The sequence below is a fragment of the Micromonospora sp. NPDC048898 genome (assembly GCF_043198035.1).
GTDB lineage: Bacteria > Actinomycetota > Actinomycetes > Mycobacteriales > Micromonosporaceae > Micromonospora.
Genome location: NZ_JBICUF010000007.1, coordinates 305,174 through 324,855, shown reverse-complemented (window position 1 = coordinate 324,855; position 19,682 = coordinate 305,174). Strand labels below are relative to the sequence as shown.

The 19,682-nt window shown below is 72.0% G+C and carries 20 protein-coding genes; 10 read left to right on the top strand and 10 right to left on the bottom strand.

Features of this window, described 5'->3' with window-relative positions:
* Positions 1–159 precede the first annotated feature (159 nt).
* From ACGFIQ_RS21235 to trmB, 4 genes are all read right to left on the bottom strand, one after another.
* Entirely contained in the window at positions 160–681 is a 522-nt protein-coding gene (locus tag ACGFIQ_RS21235) for an endonuclease domain-containing protein (RefSeq protein ID WP_393245993.1), read from the bottom strand.
* Between the two features lie 595 nt (positions 682–1,276).
* The gene (locus ACGFIQ_RS21230) at positions 1,277–1,921 is read right to left on the bottom strand and encodes a hypothetical protein (RefSeq protein ID WP_393245991.1); all 645 of its coding nucleotides are present in this window, start codon (positions 1,919–1,921) and stop codon (positions 1,277–1,279) included.
* A 143-nt stretch (positions 1,922–2,064) separates the two neighbouring features.
* The gene (locus ACGFIQ_RS21225) at positions 2,065–4,578 is read right to left on the bottom strand and encodes a DEAD/DEAH box helicase (RefSeq protein WP_393245989.1); all 2,514 of its coding nucleotides are present in this window, start codon (positions 4,576–4,578) and stop codon (positions 2,065–2,067) included.
* 133 nt (positions 4,579–4,711) lie between these two features.
* Positions 4,712–5,341 carry a tRNA (guanosine(46)-N7)-methyltransferase TrmB gene (trmB, locus tag ACGFIQ_RS21220; RefSeq protein ID WP_393245987.1) on the bottom strand — a complete coding sequence of 210 codons (630 nt, stop codon included), beginning with the start codon at positions 5,339–5,341 and terminating at the stop codon, positions 4,712–4,714.
* A gap of 208 nt (positions 5,342–5,549) precedes the next feature.
* Between trmB and ACGFIQ_RS21215 the strand changes: the two genes are divergently transcribed.
* Positions 5,550–6,320 (top strand): hypothetical protein, encoded by a 771-nt coding sequence (locus ACGFIQ_RS21215; RefSeq protein WP_393246038.1) that lies wholly within the window; start codon positions 5,550–5,552, stop codon positions 6,318–6,320.
* A 163-nt stretch (positions 6,321–6,483) separates the two neighbouring features.
* A complete protein-coding gene (locus ACGFIQ_RS21210; RefSeq protein ID WP_393245985.1) occupies positions 6,484–7,206 on the top strand; it encodes a class F sortase in 723 nt (240 codons plus the stop codon).
* A 199-nt stretch (positions 7,207–7,405) separates the two neighbouring features.
* Here the strand turns inward: ACGFIQ_RS21210 and ACGFIQ_RS21205 are convergent, their stop codons facing one another.
* From ACGFIQ_RS21205 to ACGFIQ_RS21195, 3 genes are all read right to left on the bottom strand, one after another.
* Entirely contained in the window at positions 7,406–7,723 is a 318-nt protein-coding gene (locus tag ACGFIQ_RS21205; RefSeq protein ID WP_088947279.1) for an antibiotic biosynthesis monooxygenase, read from the bottom strand.
* 93 nt (positions 7,724–7,816) lie between these two features.
* Positions 7,817–8,614: an exodeoxyribonuclease III gene (locus tag ACGFIQ_RS21200; protein WP_393245982.1), complete on the bottom strand. Its 798-nt coding sequence runs from the start codon at positions 8,612–8,614 to the stop codon at positions 7,817–7,819.
* Between the two features lie 37 nt (positions 8,615–8,651).
* Entirely contained in the window at positions 8,652–9,572 is a 921-nt protein-coding gene (locus ACGFIQ_RS21195; protein WP_393245980.1) for a proteasome assembly chaperone family protein, read from the bottom strand.
* 421 nt (positions 9,573–9,993) lie between these two features.
* On the opposite strand from ACGFIQ_RS21195, the gene ACGFIQ_RS21190 reads away from it, so the two are divergent.
* The 3 genes from ACGFIQ_RS21190 to ACGFIQ_RS21180 all read left to right on the top strand — a co-directional run bounded on the left by ACGFIQ_RS21190 (position 9,994) and on the right by ACGFIQ_RS21180 (position 11,906).
* Positions 9,994–10,848, top strand: a complete 855-nt coding sequence (locus tag ACGFIQ_RS21190) for a peptidase M23 (protein ID WP_393245978.1) — start codon at positions 9,994–9,996, stop codon at positions 10,846–10,848.
* Positions 10,849–10,954: 106 nt separating this feature from the next.
* Complete coding sequence (locus ACGFIQ_RS21185; RefSeq protein ID WP_393245976.1) at positions 10,955–11,101, top strand: hypothetical protein; 147 nt, start codon at positions 10,955–10,957, stop codon at positions 11,099–11,101.
* Positions 11,102–11,150: 49 nt separating this feature from the next.
* Positions 11,151–11,906, top strand: a complete 756-nt coding sequence (locus ACGFIQ_RS21180; protein ID WP_393245974.1) for an EcsC family protein — start codon at positions 11,151–11,153, stop codon at positions 11,904–11,906.
* 19 nt (positions 11,907–11,925) lie between these two features.
* On the opposite strand, the gene ACGFIQ_RS21175 is transcribed toward ACGFIQ_RS21180, so the two are convergent.
* A complete protein-coding gene (locus ACGFIQ_RS21175) occupies positions 11,926–12,774 on the bottom strand; it encodes a GDSL-type esterase/lipase family protein (RefSeq protein ID WP_393245972.1) in 849 nt (282 codons plus the stop codon).
* Positions 12,775–12,894: 120 nt separating this feature from the next.
* Positions 12,895–13,485 carry an antibiotic biosynthesis monooxygenase gene (locus ACGFIQ_RS21170; protein ID WP_393245970.1) on the bottom strand — a complete coding sequence of 197 codons (591 nt, stop codon included), beginning with the start codon at positions 13,483–13,485 and terminating at the stop codon, positions 12,895–12,897.
* A gap of 121 nt (positions 13,486–13,606) precedes the next feature.
* Between ACGFIQ_RS21170 and ACGFIQ_RS21165 the strand changes: the two genes are divergently transcribed.
* The 5 genes from ACGFIQ_RS21165 (at position 13,607) to ACGFIQ_RS21145 (ending at position 18,218) form a co-directional block, all read left to right on the top strand.
* Positions 13,607–13,870, top strand: coding sequence for a DUF6343 family protein (locus ACGFIQ_RS21165; protein ID WP_393245968.1), 264 nt, complete (start codon positions 13,607–13,609; stop codon positions 13,868–13,870).
* A gap of 12 nt (positions 13,871–13,882) precedes the next feature.
* Positions 13,883–15,298 (top strand): NADP-dependent succinic semialdehyde dehydrogenase, encoded by a 1,416-nt coding sequence (locus ACGFIQ_RS21160; RefSeq protein WP_393245966.1) that lies wholly within the window; start codon positions 13,883–13,885, stop codon positions 15,296–15,298.
* A 75-nt stretch (positions 15,299–15,373) separates the two neighbouring features.
* Positions 15,374–16,339 (top strand): TIGR03885 family FMN-dependent LLM class oxidoreductase, encoded by a 966-nt coding sequence (locus ACGFIQ_RS21155; protein WP_393245964.1) that lies wholly within the window; start codon positions 15,374–15,376, stop codon positions 16,337–16,339.
* A 53-nt stretch (positions 16,340–16,392) separates the two neighbouring features.
* Complete coding sequence (locus ACGFIQ_RS21150) at positions 16,393–17,964, top strand: Na+/H+ antiporter (RefSeq protein ID WP_393245962.1); 1,572 nt, start codon at positions 16,393–16,395, stop codon at positions 17,962–17,964.
* Entirely contained in the window at positions 17,961–18,218 is a 258-nt protein-coding gene (locus ACGFIQ_RS21145) for a UBP-type zinc finger domain-containing protein (RefSeq protein ID WP_393245960.1), read from the top strand. Before ACGFIQ_RS21150 ends, ACGFIQ_RS21145 begins: the two co-directional genes overlap by 4 nt.
* Here ACGFIQ_RS21145 and ACGFIQ_RS21140 read toward each other — a convergent pair.
* The gene (locus ACGFIQ_RS21140) at positions 18,194–19,468 is read right to left on the bottom strand and encodes an MFS transporter (RefSeq protein ID WP_393245958.1); all 1,275 of its coding nucleotides are present in this window, start codon (positions 19,466–19,468) and stop codon (positions 18,194–18,196) included. The two genes, ACGFIQ_RS21145 and ACGFIQ_RS21140, sit on opposite strands and share 25 nt — an antisense overlap.
* Positions 19,469–19,682 lie beyond the last annotated feature (214 nt).

The following is a 19,682-nucleotide window of genomic DNA, read 5'->3' as shown; positions in this document are numbered from 1 at the left end:
CCCGTAACCCCGCAGACCTACACCTTCCACGCCACCATCACAACCTTCGACAAAGGGCTTGCCTCCAGGCCACAGCGCTAAACGCAACGGCGTTGTCCATGAAGTAGTGGCCTCTCTCGACGGGGAGGCCACTACTTCCATGTTCGAGCGCGATCACCGTTACCGGGGAGAGCGCGAGCGTGTCCGCACGGCGGCTCGGACCTCGGCGAGGAACCCGTCGAAGTCGTCCCGGAGGCGCTTGGCGGTGACGTGGAGCACGACCCAGTCGCCGCCGAGCAGGCGGTTGAGGCGTTGGCGATCCCGATGGAACTGCTCGGGGTCGTCGTGCCAGAGCCCGTCGTACTCCACCGCGACCTTGAACTGCGGCCAGGCCAGGTCCAGCCGGGCCACGAACCGGCCCTGCTCGGCCACAACCCACTGCGTCTCTGGCCTCGGCAGGCCGGCGAGCACCAGCCGTACCCGTGTACGGGACTCCTGAGGGGACTCCGCGCCGCCGTCGGCCAGGTCAACCGCGCGGAGCAGCGACCGCCAGCCGCGTCGACCGGCCCGGCTCAGCGCGTACTCGCGGAGGGCTGGCACGTCGGTGAGCCGCCTGGCCAGCATGCTGTCCAGAACGACCACCGTCTCGACCACGTCGAGCCACTGGGCGAGATCCCAGCAGGTCCGCGCCGGACTGGTCACCCTGAGCCCCGCCCTGTCCAGCGCATCGCCGGGGTCGAACTTCCCGTGGTGGATCCGGAGGCCGGCGGTCGGCCCGATCCGGGCCGCTCGGGGAACCAACACATCCACTGGCTGGCTTGCGGTGGGCACCGGGCAAGCCGTACAGCGCTGCCGCGGAGCGACCCGCGATGGCCGCCCCCGGTGGGATCAGCCAACGCCCGACAGCGGTGCACCTGACTCTGTGCGTGACCTGGAGCCTGGCATCGGCATAGACATCCCGGAACAGTGGCCGCCACGCCGAACTGCGCAGGTCGTTTCGGCTCAGCAGGCCGCGCGAGACGGCGATCGAGCCGCGAAAGACCCGACCACGCAACTGCGGCGGGCGTCGAGGAGCTCTCGGCATGGCTCCAGGCTGGACGATCAGGCCCGCGTCACGCTGCCCCTGTGGATAACCACCGATCCTCCTTCGGCGCCCGTGCACACCGTCATCCCCATGATCGCGCTCGAACACGGATGTAGTGGCCTCCCGAGAAGGCGAAGCCACTACATCCTGGATCGAGCATGATCTTGCGGGGCGGCCCTTCGACCCCGCCAGCGGGGGTGGGGGTGGGTGGTGTCAGGCGGCGGTGGACCAGATGGCTTGGAAGGCGGCGGCTTCGCCGGACAGCCAGCGTTCGATCTGGTCGGGCTTGGCGTCATTGGGCATGCGGTGGGCCTGACCACGGCGGACGTCGACCAGGACCGGCTCGGCGTGCGGGAGCACCGCGTCCATGTGTCGGGCCATCAGGTGCAGGGTGGCGAGCACCGACTCCTCACTCGGTGGGGTCTCGTCGAAGTGCAGCCGGATCGCTTCGGCGCGACCGTCGGCGTGGCGTACCCCGAAGTGGGGGTTGATCTTGACGGGCAGGTCACCCAGCATGGCCAGGGCGTCGCGGGTCTGGGCCAGGTCGAGGGCGGCTGGATCGCCGAGGGAGTGCAGCCAGGCCGTGGCACCCGGGACGAGCGCCTGGTAGAGCGGGCGCCAGCGTGGCTTGACCACGTCGACCACCCCGGCCAGGTGCGTGCCGCCGGTGTGGAAGGCGATGTCGGCCTTGAGCGCCTTGACGAACTGGCCGTGCGGATTGAAGCCGGACCGGCTGGCACGCTGCTTGCGCAGCCCGCCCACGAAGGTCGCCTTGGTGGGGCCGGTGCGGTCGACGTAGCGGGTGAAGCCGAGCAGTGTGGCGTAGGGGGTGAGGGGCGTGGAGGCGGGCGCGGTCACGGGCATCCTCCCAGGTCAGGAACTTGATTAGTACATACATTCTAATCGACGGGTCTGACATCGCCCAGCGAAAACGGGGGTGCGGAAAAGGCGACAAAGGGGGCCGTCCGCGCTGCGGACGACCCCCTTTGTCGGGAGGACTGTCAGAGCTGGCCGACGTCGGTGATCCGGACGACCGCCGCCCCGACCTCGTCGGAGGCCACCAGGTCGACCTCGGCGCTGATGCCCCAGTCGTGGTCGCCGTTGGGGTCGTCGAAGCTCTGCCGGACGGTCCACCGCTCCCGGCCCTGCTCGATCATCAGCAGCGCCGGCCCACGGGCGTCGGGACCGACGCCGATCGAGTCGTACTCCTCGAAGTACGGCGCGAGCGCGTCGGCCCACGCGTCGTAGTCCCAACCGTCGCCGGCGTCCAACTCGGCGAGCAGATCCCAGCGGCGCAGCGCGGCCAGCTCGACCCGGCGGAACAGCGCGTTGCGCACCAGCACCCGGAACGCACGCGCGTTGCGGGTGACCGCGGGTGGCCGGTCGGTGAGGGAGGCGTGCGCCTGGGCCACCTCGGCCACGTCGGACGGGTTGCGCAGCCGCTCCCACTCGTCGATGAGGCTGGAGTCGACCTGGCGGACCAGCTCGCCCAGCCACTCGATGAGGTCGATCAACTCCTCGGTCTTGGCGTCCTCGGGCACGGTCTGGCGCAGCGTCTTGTACGCGTCGGCCAGATAGCGCAGGACGAGGCCCTCCGAGCGGGTCAGCCCGTAGAACTGCACGTACTCGGTGAAGGTCATCGCCCGCTCGTACATGTCGCGGACCACGGCCTTGGGGGAGAGCTGGTGGTCGGCGACCCACGGGTGGCCCTGCCGGTACATCTCGTACGCGGCTTCCAGCAGCTCGGCGAGGGGCTTCGGGTGGGTCACCTCGTCGAGCAGTTCGAGGCGCGCCTCGTACTCGATGCCCTCGGCCTTCATCGCGGCGACCGCCTCGCCGCGCGCCTTGAACTGCTGCGCGGACAGGATCTGCCGGGGGTCGTCGAGAATCGACTCGATCACGCTCAGCACGTCGAGGGCGTACGACGGAGCCTCGGCGTCGAGCAGCTCGATGGTGGCCAGCGCGAGAGGCGAGAGCGGCTGGTTGAGCGCGAAGTCGAGCTGGAGGTCGACGGTGAGCCGGATCCGCCGGCCGGTCTCGTCCGGCTCGGGCAGCTCCTCGACGACCCCGCCGGCCCGCAGAGCCCGGTAGATGGCGATCGCCCGGCGGATGTGCCGGCGCTGGGCGGCGGGCTCCTCGTGGTTGTCGGTGAGCAGGTGCCGCATCGCGGTGAACGCGTCCCCGGGCCGGCCGATGACGTTGAGCAGCATCGAGTGGCTGACCTGGAAGCTGGAGGTCAGCGGCTCCGGCTCGGCGTCGACGAGCCGGTCGAAGGTGGGCTGGCCCCAGCCGATCGAGCCCTCCGGCGGCTTCTTGCGGACCACCTTGCGCCGCTTCTTCGGGTCGTCCCCGGCCTTCGCGAGGGCCTTCTCGTTGTCGATCACGTGCTCGGGCGCCTGCACCACGACCCGGCCGATGGTGTCGTACCCGGCCCGGCCGGCCCGCCCGGCGATCTGGTGGAACTCCCGGTTCTTGAGCAGCCGGGTACGGACCCCGTCGTACTTGGACAGGCCGGTGAACAGCACCGTGCGGATCGGCACGTTGATGCCGACACCGAGGGTGTCGGTGCCGCAGATGACCTTGAGGAGGCCGGCCTGGGCGAGGGTCTCCACCAGGCGGCGGTACTTGGGCAGCATGCCGGCGTGGTGCACGCCGATGCCGTGCCGGACCAGCCGGGAGAGCGTCTTGCCGAAGCCGGAGGTGAAGCGGAAACCGCCGATCGCCTGGGCGATCATGTCCTTCTCGGCGCGGGAGCAGACGTTGACGCTCATCAGCGCCTGGGCGCGTTCCAGTGCGGCGGCCTGGGTGAAGTGCACGACGTACACCGGGGCCTGCTTGGTCTCCAGCAGCTCTTCCAGGGTCTCGTGCAGCGGCGTCATGGCGTACGAGAAGATCAGCGGGACCGGCCGCTCCGCCGTGCGCACGACGGCGGTCGCCCGCCCGGTACGACGGGTCAGGTCGTCCACGAAGCGGGTGGTGTCCCCGAGGGTGGCGGACATCAGGATGAACTGGGCCTGCGGCAGCTCGATGATCGGCACCTGCCACGCCCAGCCCCGGTCGGGCTCGGCGTAGAAGTGGAACTCGTCCATGATCACCTGGCCGACGTCGGCCTTCGTGCCCTCGCGCAGCGCCAGGTTGGCCAGGATCTCCGCGGTGCAGCAGATGATCGGGGCATCGGCGTTGACGCTGGCGTCGCCGGTGAGCATGCCGACGTTCTCGGCGCCGAAGACCTCACACAGGGCGAAGAACTTCTCCGACACCAACGCCTTGATCGGCGCCGTGTAGAAGGTCGTCCGGCTGTCGGCGAGGGCGGCGAAGTGCGCGGCGATCGCCACCAGGCTCTTGCCCGAGCCGGTGGGCGTGTTCATGATCAGGTTGGCGCCGGAGACGATCTCGATGACCGCCTCCTCCTGATGGGGGTAGAGGTCGAGGCCGCGCTCCTTCGCCCAGCCGGCGAACGCGTCGAAGAGGGTGTCGGGGTCGGCGCTTGTCGGCAGCGCGGCGGTGAGCGTCATAGCCTGTCCATGGTGCCTGTATCATGCCCCCGCGCGCCAACCCGGCCGCCGCCGGACCCCCGTCCGGGCGCCCCGAACGGCCCCTTGGGCGTCCCCGACGCCGCGCCGGGGCTCCGTCCGGGTGTGCCGGCGGTCACCGGCGGCGGTACAGCATGTCCGCGACGGGTCGGCCGGCGGTGATCGCGCGCCGTTCGAACTTCGTCACCGGGCGGTGCGCCGGACGCGGCGCGAAGCCGCCGTACGCGTCCACCAACTCCGGGTCCGCCTCCAGGGTCGTCCGCATCGCCTCGGCGTACTCGGCCCAGTCGGTCGCGCAGTGCAGCGTGCCGCCGGACCGCAGTCGGGACCGCAGCAGCGCCACGTGCGTCGGCTGGATGATCCGCCGCTTGTGGTGGCGGGCCTTCGGCCACGGGTCCGGGAAGAAGACGTGCACGGCATCCAGCACACCCTCGGGTAGGCCGTTGACCAGGGACAACGCGTCGCCCTGGGCCACCCGCACGTTCCGCAGGCCGTGCCGGTCCACCAGATCGAGCAGGTTGGCGATTCCCGGCGTGTGCACCTCGACCGCCAGATAATCTCGGTCCGGGTCGGCGGCAGCCATCGTTGCGGTGCTGTCGCCCATGCCAGAGCCGATTTCCAACACCACCGGCGCCCGGCGACCGAACAGGTCGGCCAGGTCGACGGGCACGACCGGTCCGTCCGGCACATCCAGGCCGTACGCGGGCCAGAGGCGGCCCAGCGCGTCGGTCTGCCGGTCGCTCATCCGACCTCGACGGGGGTGGAACGTGCGGATTGTCCGGCTCACGGGCGGGGCGGCGGGGTCGTGCTCGGTGGCAGTCACAGCGATCCGAGAGTACGCGACGCCGCCGACGAATCGGATGTGATGTGCGACCGGAAATGAGAGGATCCAACTGGTACGGCAGGTCGGGGACTCCACTGCCCGACTCGGCCGTACGGCGTCGAGAGGGGGCATCGTGACAGCGACCCGTGGCGGCGTCACCCTGTCGGTGCTGACCGTGCTCGCCGGCCCCCTGCTCGCCTCCCCTCCCGCGTTCGCGGCTCCCGCTCCCGTCGCCTCGGTGCTGGCCGCCTCCGCGCCTGTCGCCTCGACGTTCAACGCCTCCGCGCCTGTCGCCTCGACGTTCAACGCCTCCGCGCCTGTCGCCTCGACGTTCAACGCCTCCGCGCCTGTCGCCTCGGTGCTGGCGGCTCGCGCGCCGGTGGCCTCGGTGCTCGCGGCTCCCGCGCCGGTGCTCGCGGCTCCCGCGCCGCAGCCCGAAGGCCCACCGGGTGGCGCGCCCCAGCCGACGCCGTTTGACGTTTTCGTCGAGGTGAGCCCCAGCACGGTGCAGCCCGGCTACCTGGTCGGGATCCGGGCGAGTTGTCAGGACAACTCGGTGGGCGCCACCGTCGTCTCCGACGCCTTCGGCGCGGTCGGCGTACAGCCGCAGGGTGGCGTGCTCACCGCCGCGCCGATGGTGCGTGAGCGTACGCGCCCCGGCAACTACCGGGTCAAGCTCGAGTGCCGCGACGGTGAGACAGCCTCGACCATGCTCCAGGTGGTCAAGAAGGTCCCGGCCCATCCCAGCCGTGGTCCGGCCACCGGCTTCGGTGGCGGTGCCGACGGAATGACCGGCAAGCTGCTGCTGCCCGGCGGCGCGGCGCTGACCATCACCGGGTTGATCCTCGCCATCGTGGCGCTACGCCGGCCACATCCGGTCCGTGGCGCCGCGCGTCGCTGAGCCCGTCATGGAGATCTTCCACCCACCGCCGCCGCCCGGTTCCCGCCAACCGGGCGCTTCTGGCTCGTCGCCTCCGGCCGGTGCCCGCCCGCCGGTGGACGATCGCGGGCTGGGTTCGGATCACCGGGAGGTCGTTGCCCGCCCGCCGATGGATGATCGTGCGATGGGCTCCGATCGTCGGGACGTGGTTGCCCGCCCGCCGGTGGACGATCGACCGGTGGTCGCCGCTCGCCCGCCGACCGCCGTGGCGCCTCGGCGGAGCCGGCCGACCGGCCGCAGCCCCTGGTCGGTGCCGCTGGCCGTGGTGCTGGTGCTGGCGGGGGTCTTCGCCACCGGGGCGGGGCTGGGCCGTTCGGTCGGCCCGTTCGACTGGGCTCCGGCCGGCGGCGACCGACCGGCGCGCAGCGAGTCGGTCGGGTTGTCGGCCAGCCGCCCGGTACGCCTCACCGTGCCCGCCATCAAGGTGGCCGCGCCGGTGGCACCCGTCGGGCAGGCCCGGGACGGTTCGATCGGCGTACCGCCGCTGGAGAGGCACAACGAGACCGGCTGGTACGACCGTGGTCCCACGCCCGGCGAGCCCGGTCCGGCGGTGATCGTCGGGCACGTGGACACCAAGAGCGGACCCTCGGTCTTCTATGATCTGGGCAAGCTGAAGCCGGGCGACCTCATCGAGGTGGCCCGGGCGGACCGGTCGACGGTGATCTTCAAGGTCGACACGGTGGAGCACTTCCCGAAGGACCGGCTGCCCGCCGAGCGCATCTACGGCGACGACGGCCCCGCCGGACTGCGGTTGATCACCTGCGGCGGTCAGTTCATCGGAGGCCGCACCGGTTACGCCGACAACGTGATCGCCTTCGCCACCCTCCAGTCGTCCCGCAAGCCCTGACCCGCGCGCCTCGGCTGGGCCGCGCGCTCGCCTGGCCGCCCACGTCGGCTTGATCGACTCGGGTTCATGAAAGTCGGGGTGTCAAGCAGACCCGGACAGCCCCGTTTCCATGAACCCGAGTGGATCAACCGTGAGCAGCCGACCGGTCAGGGCTGGGCGACGGTCATGGCCCGGGGCGACGGTCAGGGCCGGGCGACGGTCAGGGCTGGGGGACGTGCAGGGCCACCTCGAACTCCAGCAGGCTCGCGCCGGTGGCGACCGGCGGTCGGGGCTTTTCGCCGGGAGCGGCAGCGTGGGCGGCTCGCGACGGGCCGGCGGCCCACGCCTGGTACGCCTCCTCGGTCTCCCACCTCGTGTAGACGAAGTAGCGGGTCTCGCCGGCCACCGGCCGGAGCAACTCGAAGCCGAGGAAGCCGGGGGAGTTCTCCACCGCGCCGGCTCGGGCGGCGAACCGCTTCTCCAACTCCGCGCCACCGCCGGGCGGAACCTCGATTGCGTTGATCTTCACGACTGCCATCTGCCCACCCTAGCCACCGCGCTGCGACCGGAGCGAGGCACCGCGCTGTGCTCGGAGCGAGGCACCGCGCTGTGCTCGGAACGGAGACCGAGCTCAGAACCCCTCGACCGCGGGCACCAGCTCCGCGTCGACGACGATCGGGGCGTGGTCGGAGGGGCCCTTGCCCTTGCGGGCCTCCCGGTCCACGTAGGCCGAACCGACCGCGCGGGCGAACGGCGCGGACGCGTACACCAGGTCGATTCTCATGCCCTTGTTCTGGTGGAACATCCCGGCCCGGTAGTCCCAGTAGGTGAAGGGGTGCGGCCCCTTCATCGGGGTGGGCACCACGTCGACGAGGCCCAGGTCGCGCAGTGCCGCGAGGGCCGCCCGCTCGGCCGGGGTGACGTGCGTGGAGTGGGTGAACACCGCCGGGTCCCAGACGTCGGCGTCGGTCGGGGCGACGTTGAAGTCGCCGCAGACGGCCAGCGGGAGCCCACCGGTCAGCTCGGCCTCCACCGCGTCGCGCAGCGCCGCGAGCCAGGCCAGCTTGTACGCGTAGTGCGGGTCGTCGGGCGTGCGGCCGTTCGGCACGTACACCGACCAGACCCGGACCCCGTCGCAGGTGGCGGAGATGGCGCGGGCCTCCGGGTCGGGAAAGCCGGGCTCACCGGCGAACCCGACCCGGACGTCGTCCAGCCCGACCCGGGACAGGATGGCGACCCCGTTCCACCGGCCGTCGCTGTGGCTGGCCACGGTGTAGCCCAGCTCGCCCACCTCGGTCACCGGGAAGGCGCCGTCGGGGCACTTGGTCTCCTGCAGGCAGACGACGTCCGGCCCGGTGTCGGCCAGCCACTGCAGCAGCCGGGGGAGGCGGGCCTTCACCGAGTTGACGTTCCAGGTCGCCAGGCGCATGCCCCCAGCCTGCCGCATCCGCCCTCGGCGCGCCGGGTCAGCTGCCCGGGTTGTCGCCGGGTCGGGTCTGTTCGGCCAGGAACCGTTCCAGTTCCGCGCCGAGTTCGTCGGCCGTGGGCAGCGGCCCGGCGTCCGGGGCGAGCAGGTTCTTCTCGCCCCGACCCCGGGCGAACGCGTCGTACTGCTCCTCCAGGGCCTGGACCAGGGCGGCGGCGTCCTCGGTCTGCGCGACCTGGCGGTCGATCTCCACCCGGACCACCTCGGCGGCCGAGCGGAGCCCGTCGCCGGGCAGCAGCAGCCCGGTGCTGCGCGACACGGAGGTGAGCAGCACCTCGGCGGCGGCCGGATACTCGGTCTGCGCCACGTAGTGCGGCACGTGGGCGGCGAAGCCCAGCGCGTCGCGGCCCTGCTCGCCGAGGCGGAACTCCAGCAGGTGGCCGACGCTGCCGGGCACCTGGACGCGTTGCAGCCACGGTTCGTACCCGGCGATCAGCTCGGGGCGGGTGGCGTGTGCGGTCACCCCGGTCGGTCGGGTGTGCGGCACCGCCATCGGGATCGAGTTGAGCCCCACGGTGAGCCGGACGTCCAGGCGGGCGGCCAATCCGGCCACGGCGGCGACGAACCGCTCCCACTGCAGGTCCGGCTCGGGGCCGGTGAGCAGCAGGAACGGGGTTTCGTCGTCGTCGTGCAGCAGGTGCAGCTCCAGCTTGGGCGCGTCGACGCTCTCCCAGTGGTCCTCGACGAAGGTCATCACCGGTCGTCGCGACCGGTAGTCGAAGAGCTGGTCGACGTCGAACGTGGCGATGGGCCGGCCCTCCAGCGAGGTGAGCAGCTGCTCGCGCGCCAGCCGGCTGGCGTTGCCGGCGTCCACGAACCCGGTGAGGGCCTGGATCAGGACCGGTTGCCCGAGGTCGGGCAGATCGTCGGTGAGCTGGTAGAGCTCATGTGGGTCGAGCACCGGTGCGGACCTCCCTGAAATGTGCCTGCGGGGTGCCCACGCGACGGAGGGCACCCGTTCGGGCAACGTACCCGCCATCCTGGTGCATTCCTGCGCCGGGCGATCCGTCGCCCGGGGGTTGGGCGTGACCGGACTAATCGCCCGATTATGCCGCCGGGCGGGTGTGGGTCGGCCGATTGGCCGAGGGGTCGTTCGGCCCAAAGGCCGAGTTTGTCGATCATGTCAGGCCCGGGGGTCGGATGTCCGGGCCTGACACCGGCCGTGTCGGCCTGCGTGTGGCGCCGGCTTCATCCGGTACGCGAGGAACGTTCCCCGGGCGGGTCGACCCGGCCGGGTCGTCCACCAGTACGACCCCGATGTGTGGTGATCGCCACGTGATCACCGTGCGTAATCGGGGGTTCCCTCTGCCTAGCCTCGGCTGATGCGTGACGACGGCACCCTCGACGACCCGTACGCCCCGAGCGGCCCTACTGCCGATACGGAGGATGGCACCTCAGCCGAACGGACAACCACCGCGAGTCGCCTCCGGGCGTACACCCGGGACCTGGCCGGTCGACGCCGGGCGCAGGTGGCGCTGGCGACCGGCGTGGTCTGCTGCCTCGGCCTGGCCGCCGTCGCGCAGGTTCGGGACGAGACCGCGGGTGCCGCCACCCGCCGCGACGCGATCTCCGGCGCGGAACTGGCGCAGCGCGCCGAGCAGCAGCGCGCCTCCCGTGGCCTCGATCGCACCGCCGCCCCGACGACTCCCGCCGCGTCCGCCACGGCGACTCCCGCCGACCCGGACACCACCGCGCCGGCTCGCAAGGCCGTTCCGGCCCGCCCGACCCGGCCGGCGCCCGTCGCCGGGCTGGACGAGGACCAGATGGAGAACGCCGAGGCGATCGTGCGTGCCGGCCGCAAGATGGGGGTGCCCCGCCGGGGGCTGGTGATCGCGGTCGCCACCGCCATGCAGGAGAGCAACCTCTACAACGTGGCCAGCGGTGTGCTGCCCGAGTCGCAGGACTACCCACACCAGGGCGTCGGCTGGGACCACGACTCGGTCGGGTTGTTCCAGCAGCGTTCCAGCAGCGGCTGGGGCCCGGTGGGCCGGCTGATGGACCCGGAGTTCGCCACCCGGCAGTTTCTCAGCGCGCTGGAGCAGGTGCCCGGCTGGGAGCGGATGCGGCTCACCGACGCCGCCCAGGCCGTGCAGGTCTCCGCGTACCCCGAGCACTACCAGCAGCACGAGTGGCGGGCCATCCGGGTCGTCGACGCCATCGTGCCGGCGGGGCGGTAGTCTACTGCCCACTGTGGACGGTCAGGGTTGAGACTGTCGCATCCCGGGTACATGTGTTGCGGGTACGGGGTACACATGACTGAGGGACCATCGACAGGAGGACGCCATGTCACTGATGCAGCGGATCACCACGTTCCTGAGATCGCCGAAGGGGCAGCAGATGGTCGAGCGAGGTCGTCGAGAGGTGGCCAAGCCCGCCAACCAGCAGAAGCTCAAGGGCCTGGCGGCCAAGCTGTCCAACCGCCGCCGCTGACCGCTCCATCGGCCGCCCTGTCCGCCATTCCCATCCCACGGGAGACCCGGTGACCGACACCCCGCCCATCGGCGGCCAGCCCGCCGCCCCTACTCCCCAACCGTCCGTCGACCTGCCGGCCGGGTCGGCGGACGCCCCCGAGGGTCCGCCGGCCCGGCTGTGGGATCGGATGCGCGACGACCCCCAGTACGCTCCGGAGCACCTTGCCCTGGAGGCGGTGCGCCGACTCGGGCCGGAAGCCGAGCAGTGGGCCGACCGGGCCCGGGCCGAGCAGCCCGGTGTCTCGGCCGACGCCCTGGCCGACCAGGCGACCCGCAAGTTCGTCAACCTGGCCCGGCTGTCCGGTGCGGTCTCCGGCGCGGCCGGGCTGCCCGGCGCCGTGATCGACGTGGGCGTTCTGGCCTGGACCCAGGCACGCATGGTGTTGCACATCGCCGCCGCGTACGACGTCGACCCGATGCACAGCGACCGGGCCACCGATCTGCTGGTGTTGCAGCGCGTGCACAAGGTCGCCGAGAGCGCCCGGCTGGCGCTCGGCGTGGCCGCCGGCCGGGAACGCGCCGACGCGCTCTTCGGTCTGGGTGGCCAGCGCCCGCTCGGTCGGGTGATGCTGCAACTCGGCGTCCGGCTGGCCCAGATGGCCGGAGTCCGGGCCGCCAAGCGGATCGTCGCCAAGGTCATCCCAGGTGCGGCCATCGTGCTCGGCACCTGGGCCAACTCGTCGGCCACCAAGGACCTCGCGCAGCGTTCCCGGGCCCTCTACCGCCCCCGGGGCGCGGCTCTCCCGGGGCCCCGCCAGCCCTGACGGTTCCCCTCCGGGACGGTCAACCGGCCATACCGGAGGGTCGCCAGGTCACCTCGGCGAGCCGGCTCTGCCCGGTGGCGTTGGGGTGGAACCAGTCCAGCGGGTTGAGCAGGTCCAGGGTGAAGCGGACCTTGTGCGCCGCGCCGCCGTCGTGGCGACAACGTGAGCCGTACGCCCGGCAGGCCGCGACCAACTCGGCGTTGTACGCGTCGATCCGGTCCCGGACGGCCTCCCGGCGCGCCCGGTCGGCGGGCGCCGTCGAGGTCGCCTCGGCCAGCAGGGCCGGGCAGACCCCCCGCCGCCACGCGCGGACCGCCCGTGGGTCGTCGTGCCCGACCTCCCAGAGCCGGTACAGGTCGGGGATGCTCACCACCAGCACCCGGGCCTTCGGGCGGCCGGTCCGCAGCACCCGCAGCCCCCGGTCCACGTCGGCCCGGAACTGCGCCACCGGCGTCATCGCGTCCACCCCACCCCGACAGGCGTCGTTGGCGCCGATGAGCACCGTGACGTAGTCGGGGCGGTCGCGTACCGCTGCCTGGGCCTGACCTTCCAGGGCGTCCGCGCGGGCGCCGGCGCGGGCGTGGTTGTACGTCCGGTCGCGGATCGCCGAATTCTGGTCGAGCAACCGCCGGTAGTGGCTCTGCACGCGCAACCCGTCGCCGGTGGACCAGGAGTTGCGCTCACAGGAGGTGAGCACCAGGCAGGAGGCGAAGCCGGTGGTGATCGAGTCGCCGAGCGCGGCGATGCCGCCCGGTCCGCTCGACGGGCCGCTCTTGGTGGGGCGGGGTGTCGCAGAGGTGCCGCCCTCGCAGGCCAACGCGACAAGCGCTGCGAGACAGGCCAGCGCGGCGACCCACCGTCGAGGCATGACATCCCCCGTTTCGCAGCACAGAGCGACAGCGCGGTAACTCTATGCGCCAGACGTGGCGTGCCGGGAAGTTGCTGTCGGGTATGCGGCAGAGCGTAGGTGACAACGTTCGGAGGTGCTTTAATCCCGCCGCCGCGCCGGCTGTCCGTGCAGCCACCGGTGCAGGGCCCGGGTGATGCGGGGCAGCACCAGATAGGTCATCAGCGGGGTCAGGCAGAGCGTCATCAGCAGCACCCGCGCCGCCAGCGGCACGTCGGCGAGGAAACGACTTGTCAGCAGGGTGGCGCTGAGGCTGAGCGGAAAGAACGCCAACCAGATGGTCACCGCCTGCTTCCACCTCGGCGGCGACGCCGGTGCGACCGGCTCGACCGGGTCCACCGAGTGCTCCAACGGCGGGTCGAACCAGCCCTCGATGCCGGTACGCCGCTCGACGCGGGTGTGCTCGACGATGCCCTGGGCCGAGCTGAGCCACCAGCGCCGCTGTGGGGACTCCTCCCACCGGCGCAGCGTCTCGGCGTCGGCGAAGCGATAGAGCATGTGCCAGTCCGGCGAGCCGGGGCCGCTCTGCACCCAACCGGCGCCGAGGAAACCCGGGAACGCCTCGGCCAACGCCGTGCCGGCCCGCATCCAGGCCACCATCTCGCTGGACCGGGACGGATCGACACGGCGGGCGATGGCGACGGTCACCGGCACGGCGAGGGTCATTGACATGCGCCCATCGTGCGGGTCGCGGGCCCGCGGCGCGATCGGATGTGCCGGAGCACACCGGCCCACCCGCGGTGCGGGCGCCCGGCGCCGGTTAACCCGTCCGATCGGGGGTAGGTCGGGGGCTATGACGAGATCGCAGCCCCGGCGTGCCCGTGGCACGGTGGGCCACGCGTACAGCGCGCTGAACCTCCGTCTCACCCTCGCCGGCTTCGGGCTGGTGATCATGGTGCTCTTCGCGGTGCTGGCGTTCGGGGCCGGCATCGTCTGGCTCGGCGTACTCTGCGCGATCTTCGCCGTGGTCGCCGTGGTCGACCTGGTCGTGATCCAGCGCCGCCGCGCCGCCCGCCGCCGCGAGGAGCCGGGCGTACGACACTCGTTGTTCGAGTGACAGGAGGACGAGATGCCCCACATCGCCACCACCAACCCCGCCACCGGACAGGTGCTCAAGACCTATGAGGCGATGTCCGCCGAGCAACTCGACGCCGCCATCGAGCGCACCGACCTCGCGTACCGGCAACTGCGGGAGACCACCGTCGACGAGCGCGCCCGGTGGATGAACGCCGCCGCCGACCTGCTGGACGCCGAACGGGACGAGATCGCCCGGATCATGACCACCGAGATGGGCAAGACGTACGCCTCGGCGCAGGCCGAGGTGACCAAGTGCGCCACGGCCGCCCGCTTCTACGCCGACCGGGCCCCGGGGTTCCTCGCCGACGAGCCGGCCGACGCGCCGGCCGTGAAGGCGACCCGGGCGTTCATCCGCTACCAGCCGATCGGCGTGGTGCTCGCGGTGATGCCGTGGAACTTCCCGCTCTGGCAGGTGATGCGCTTCGCCGCGCCGGCGTTGATGGCCGGCAACACGGGTCTGCTCAAGCACGCCTCGAACGTGCCGCAGACCGCGCTGCTGCTGGAGGACGTGTTCCGCCGGGCCGGCTTCCCCGAGGGAGCCTTCACCGCCGTGCTCGTCGGTTCGGACGCGGTCGAGACGATCCTCGGTGACCCCCGGGTCCGCGCCGCCACGCTCACCGGCAGTGAGCCCGCCGGCCGGTCCATCGCCCAGATCGCCGGCCGGGAGCTGAAGAAGACGGTCCTCGAACTCGGCGGCAGCGACCCGTTCGTGGTGATGCCCTCGGCCGACGTGGACCGGGCCGCCGAGGTGGCCACCACCGCCCGCTGCCAGAACAACGGCCAGTCCTGCATCGCCGCGAAGCGGTTCATCGTGCACACCGACGTGTTCGACGCCTTCGCCGAGAAGTTCGCCGCGAACATGGCCGCGCTGCGGGTCGGCGACCCGATGGACCCGAACACCGACGTGGGGCCGCTGGCCAGCGAGCGCGGCCGCGACGAGGTGCACGCCCAGGTCCGCGACGCGGTGGACAACGGCGCGACGGTGCTCTGCGGCGGCGAGCCGCCGGCCGGCGACGGCTGGTTCTACCCGCCGACAGTGGTCACCGACCTCACCCCGAAGATGCGGATGTGGTCCGAGGAGGTCTTCGGCCCGGTCGCCGGCCTGTTCCGGGTGTCGTCGTACGTCGAGGCGATCGAGGTCGCCAACGGCACCAGCTTCGGGCTCGGCTCGAACGCCTGGACCCGGGACCCGGCCGAGCAGGAGCGCTTCGCCACCGACCTGGACGCGGGCAACGTCTTCATCAACGGGATGACCACCTCGTACCCGGAGTTGCCGTTCGGCGGTGTGAAGAACTCCGGGTACGGGCGGGAGTTGTCGGCGCTGGGCATGCGGGAGTTCTGCAACACCAAGACGGTCTGGGTGGGCGAGGGTGCCGCCTCGGCCGGCGCCGGCGCGCACGCCGAGTAGTACCGGGGCACGCATCAGGCCGAGTCGTACCGGGGCACGCATCAGTCGGCGCCGTCGTGGGTAGGAAGTGCGCCCATGACGTCGTTCGGGTTCCACGCCTCGCATGAGCAGATCGGTCCGCGCGCCCTGTTGGAGGCGGTGACGCACGCCGAGCGGGCCGGCTTCGACGCCGCCATGTGCTCGGACCACTTCTCGCCGTGGAGCGCCCGGCAGGGCGAGTCCGGATTCGCCTGGTCCTGGCTCGGCGCGGCGTTGCAGGCCACCGGTTTGCCGTTCGGCGTGGTCAACGCGCCCGGTCAGCGGTACCACCCGGCGATCATCGCGCAGGCGATCGGCACCCTGGGCGCGATGTACCCGGGCCGGTTCTGGGCCGCCCTGGGCACCGGTGAGGCCAGCAACGAGCACATCACCGGCGACCCGTGGCCGCGCAAGGACGTCCGCGCCGCCCGCCTGCGGGAGTGCGTGGACGTGATCCGGGCGCTGCTGGCCGGCGAGGAGGTCAGCCACGACGGGCTGGTCCGGGTGGACCGCGCCCGGCTGTGGACGCGTCCCGAGCAGCCGCCCGCGCTCGTCGGCGCGGCCGTCAGCGTGGCCACCGCCCGCTGGTGCGCCGAGTGGGCGGACGGCCTGATCACCGTGAACGCCCCGGTGGCGCACCTGCGCGAGATGATCGACGCGTACCGGGACGCCGGTGGACGCGGCCCGCTGCACCTGCAGGTGCACGTCTCCTGGGCGCCGGAGCAGGAGCAGGCCGAGGCCCTCGCGTACGACCAGTGGCGCAGCAACGTCTTCGCCCCGCCGGTCTGCTGGGACCTGGAGACGGTCGAGCACTTCGACGTGGTCTCCGCCGACGTGCCGGCCCAGCGGGTCGCCGACCTGGTGAACATCTCGGCCGATCTGGGCCGGCACGTCGGCTGGCTGGAGGAGTACGTGGAGTTGGGCTTCGACCAGATCGCACTGCACCACGTCGGGCAGGAGCAGCGCGGCTTCATCGACGCGTTCGGCGCGGAGGTGCTGCCGAAGTTGCGGCCGACCGGCTGATCGAGGCCCGGCTGATCGAGGCCCGAACAGGCGTACCCCTAGGCTCGTACCCCATGGAAAGCCTGTTTCCGGTCGTCGTGTTCCTGGCGATCGCCACCCTCGGTGCCGCACTGGCGCGCCGGCTCGGTCTGCTCGCGCCGATCGTGCTTGTCGTGCTCGGCCTGGCGCTCTCCTTCGTGCCGGGCGTCCCGCACGTCGAACTCGACCCGGAGCTGGTGCTTGTCGGCATCCTGCCGCCGCTGCTCTACGTCGCCGCGCTGGAAACGTCGGTGCCGGCGTTCAAGAACAACATCCGGCCGATCCTGCTGCTCGCGGTCGGCCTGGTGTTGTTCACGGCGTTCGTGGTCGGGTTCGTGCTGCACCTGCTGCTGCCGCAGGTGCCGTTCGCGATCTGCCTGGCCCTCGGCGCGGTGGTCGCCCCGCCGGACGCGGTGGCCGCCACCGCTGTCGCGCGCCGGGTCGGGCTGCCCCGCCGGGTGGTCACCATCCTGGAGGGGGAGAGCCTGGTCAACGACGCCACCGCGCTGGTGCTGCTGCGGGTCGCGACCATGGCCACCGCCGGCTCGGCGGTCGGCGCCGACAAGATCGCCATCGAGGTGTTGCGGGCCACCGGCGGCGGCATCCTGATCGGCGCGCTCGGCGCGGTGGTCTTCGGCTTCCTGCACCGGCGGATCACCGATCCGCTGCTGGACAACGCGCTGTCGTTGATCATCCCGTTCGCGGTGGTGTTCGCCGCCGAGGCGGTGCACTCCTCCGGCGTGGTCGCGGTGGTGGTCACCGGGCTGGCGCTCGGCCACAAGCTGTCCCAGTTGCTCTCGGCGGCCTCCCGGTTGCAGACCGGCGCGTTCTGGCGGCTGGCCCGGTTCCTGCTGGAGGGGTTGGTCTTCCTCCTGGTCGGCCTGCAACTGCGGGAGGTGCTGCGCGACCTCGACGAGCCGACCGGCTCGCTCGTGCTCATCACCGTCGCGGTGCTCGCCACCGTGTTCCTGACCCGCTTCATCTGGCTCTTCCCGGCCACCTACCTGGCCCGGCTGGTTCCCCGGATCCGCCGCCGCGACCCGGCCCCGTCGCCGAAGTTCCCGATCATCATCGGGTGGGCCGGGATGCGGGGAGTGGTGACACTGGCCGCCGCGCTGGCCCTGCCCCTGACCCTGGCCGGCGACGAGCCGTACCCCCGGGCGCTGTTCATCTGGCTGGCCTTCGTGGTGATCGTGGTCACCCTGGTCGGGCAGGGTGCCACGCTGCCGATGGTCGCCCGCCGGCTGAAGCTGCCCCAGGACGACCCGGTACAGGACGCGCTGTCCGCGGCCGGTGTGCAGCAGCAGGCCAGCAGGGCCGCCCAGGACCGCCTCGACGCGCTGGCCGACACCGCACCGGATGCGGTGGTGGACCGGCTGCGTCGAGCGGTGGAGGACCGCACCAACATGGCGTGGGAACGCCTCGGAGGCGACGAGCGGGAGACCCCGTCACAGGCGTACGGTCGGCTGCGACAAGAGATGATCGACGCCGAGCGGGATGTGTTCCGGGCTGCCCGGGACTCCGGTCGGATTCCGGAGGAGGTCCTGGTGCGGGCCTATCGTGACCTGGACCTGGAAGAGTCGTTGCTGCGAGAGGTAGAGAAGTGAGCTGTCAGCACCTGACCGAGGCCGGTGCCGCCGAGCCACGCACCCCCGACGAGTGCGCCGACTGCGTCGCCGACGGCGAGACCTACTGGGTGCACCTGCGCACCTGCCTGAGCTGCGGGCAGGTCGGCTGCTGTGACTCGTCGCCGAACCAGCACGCGAGCAAGCACTTCGCATCCACCGGCCACCCGGTGATCCGCTCGGCCCAGCCGGGTGAAGCCTGGCGCTGGTGCTACGTCGACGAGGAGATCGGCTGATCGCTGGCCGGCGACGGCTCGGCACGGTTCGCCAGAGCCCACCGGGTGAGCGGTGGCCCGGCGAGACCGGTGCCGGCGAGGAGCCCGGCCAGGACCAGCCAGCCGATCGGGCCACCGCCGAGGATCAGCCAGGTCAGCAACGCCGGCCCGGCCGCGCGGGCCAGCCCGGCGAGGAGCGTGTCGACCCCCTGGTAGGCGCCGATGGCGTCCGGGGCGGCCAGGTCGTAGGCCAGCGCCGCCCCGGCCCCGGCGTGCCACAGGTCGCCGAGGGTGTAGATCACTGTCGCGCACAGCAGCAGGCCGATCGTCAGCGCACCGGAGACGAAGCCGGTCGCGCCCCAGAGCAGCATCCCGGCCGCGAGCACCAGCCCGGCCCGGCGCATCGTCGCCGCCGCCGGCAGCGCGTGCCGGGCGCCACCGCTCAGGCGTACCGCGAGCACCACGGTGAGCAGCGAGTTGACCAGCAGCATGGCGGAGACCAACACCGGCGGGGCGTCGGTGCGGGCCACCACCCACAGTGGCACCAGCAGTGTCAGCGCCACCCAGTGCAGGGAGAGCACCGCCGATGCCCCGGCGACCGCGAGGAACCGTCCGTCGCGCAGCGCACGACCGGGGCCGGGCCGGCGGAGCCGCCGGACCGGCGGATACCCCGGCAGTCGCATGATCAGCGCCGCCGAGACCAGATAGGTCGCGGCGTTGCCGACCACGAGCAGTCGGTACGCCCAACCGGTGTCCGCCGCCAGCGCGAACCCGGCCAGCCCCGCGCCGAGCGCCACACCCAGGTTGGCCACCGCCCGTAGGGTGGCGAAGGCGTGCACCCGGCCCTCCGGTCCGCCGACCGCGGCCACAAGCGCCGCGCGGACCGCCAGGTTGCCGGAGATCAGCAGCGCGTCCAGTATGGCCACCAGCAGGAAGACCGGAAACGAGCCGACCAACAGGTACGCGACGGCGACGGCGGCCTGCGCCAACTGCAGGACCGCCCGGAGGTTCCGCGGGTCACGCCGGTCGGCCAGCCCGCCGAGCGGCACGCTGGCGGTGAGCCCGACCAGGCCGGCGAGCGTGAGCCCCAGCCCGACCCGCGTCGGACTCAGCCCGACGACGCGCGTGAGATAGAGCGCCGAACCGGTCACCCACAGCCCGGTCCCGACGGTGTTGGCGAGCGTGGCCAGCGACAGGGTACGCAGCCGACCCGGCGGCGGCAGCGGCGACAGAGACCGCCAGCGGCCGCGAATCCCCGTCCAGGTGCCCACACACCGACCCTAGGACCGACGTACGCGTTACCGATGCCCCGAGCGCTGCGGCACCCGTCACAGCCCGCCTACGGTGCGTTCGTTGCCCAGCGCCTCCGACGTGTCGTGTGCACGACAACCGACACCCCGGAGTGATCTCATAAACGCGCCAAACACCAAGCCTGCGACCACCCACGTACGAGCACTGCTCGCCAGGCTTGTCGTAAGGCGGACG

Bases quoted from the DNA above. Each gene is read 5' to 3' on its own strand.
- ACGFIQ_RS21170 (WP_393245970.1), bottom strand. From the start codon at position 13,485: ATGTCAATGACCCTCGCCGTGCCGGTGACCGTCGCCATCGCCCGCCGT.
- ACGFIQ_RS21190 (WP_393245978.1), top strand. From the start codon at position 9,994: ATGCGTGACGACGGCACCCTCGACGACCCGTACGCCCCGAGCGGCCCT.
- ACGFIQ_RS21205 (WP_088947279.1), bottom strand. From the start codon at position 7,723: ATGGCAGTCGTGAAGATCAACGCAATCGAGGTTCCGCCCGGCGGTGGC.
- ACGFIQ_RS21200 (WP_393245982.1), bottom strand. From the start codon at position 8,614: ATGCGCCTGGCGACCTGGAACGTCAACTCGGTGAAGGCCCGCCTCCCC.
- ACGFIQ_RS21155 (WP_393245964.1), top strand. From the start codon at position 15,374: ATGACGTCGTTCGGGTTCCACGCCTCGCATGAGCAGATCGGTCCGCGC.
- trmB (WP_393245987.1), bottom strand. From the start codon at position 5,341: ATGAGCGACCGGCAGACCGACGCGCTGGGCCGCCTCTGGCCCGCGTAC.
- ACGFIQ_RS21175 (WP_393245972.1), bottom strand. From the start codon at position 12,774: ATGCCTCGACGGTGGGTCGCCGCGCTGGCCTGTCTCGCAGCGCTTGTC.
- ACGFIQ_RS21185 (WP_393245976.1), top strand. From the start codon at position 10,955: ATGTCACTGATGCAGCGGATCACCACGTTCCTGAGATCGCCGAAGGGG.
- ACGFIQ_RS21210 (WP_393245985.1), top strand. From the start codon at position 6,484: ATGGGCTCCGATCGTCGGGACGTGGTTGCCCGCCCGCCGGTGGACGAT.
- ACGFIQ_RS21165 (WP_393245968.1), top strand. From the start codon at position 13,607: ATGACGAGATCGCAGCCCCGGCGTGCCCGTGGCACGGTGGGCCACGCG.
- ACGFIQ_RS21150 (WP_393245962.1), top strand. From the start codon at position 16,393: ATGGAAAGCCTGTTTCCGGTCGTCGTGTTCCTGGCGATCGCCACCCTC.
- ACGFIQ_RS21225 (WP_393245989.1), bottom strand. From the start codon at position 4,578: ATGACGCTCACCGCCGCGCTGCCGACAAGCGCCGACCCCGACACCCTC.
- ACGFIQ_RS21160 (WP_393245966.1), top strand. From the start codon at position 13,883: ATGCCCCACATCGCCACCACCAACCCCGCCACCGGACAGGTGCTCAAG.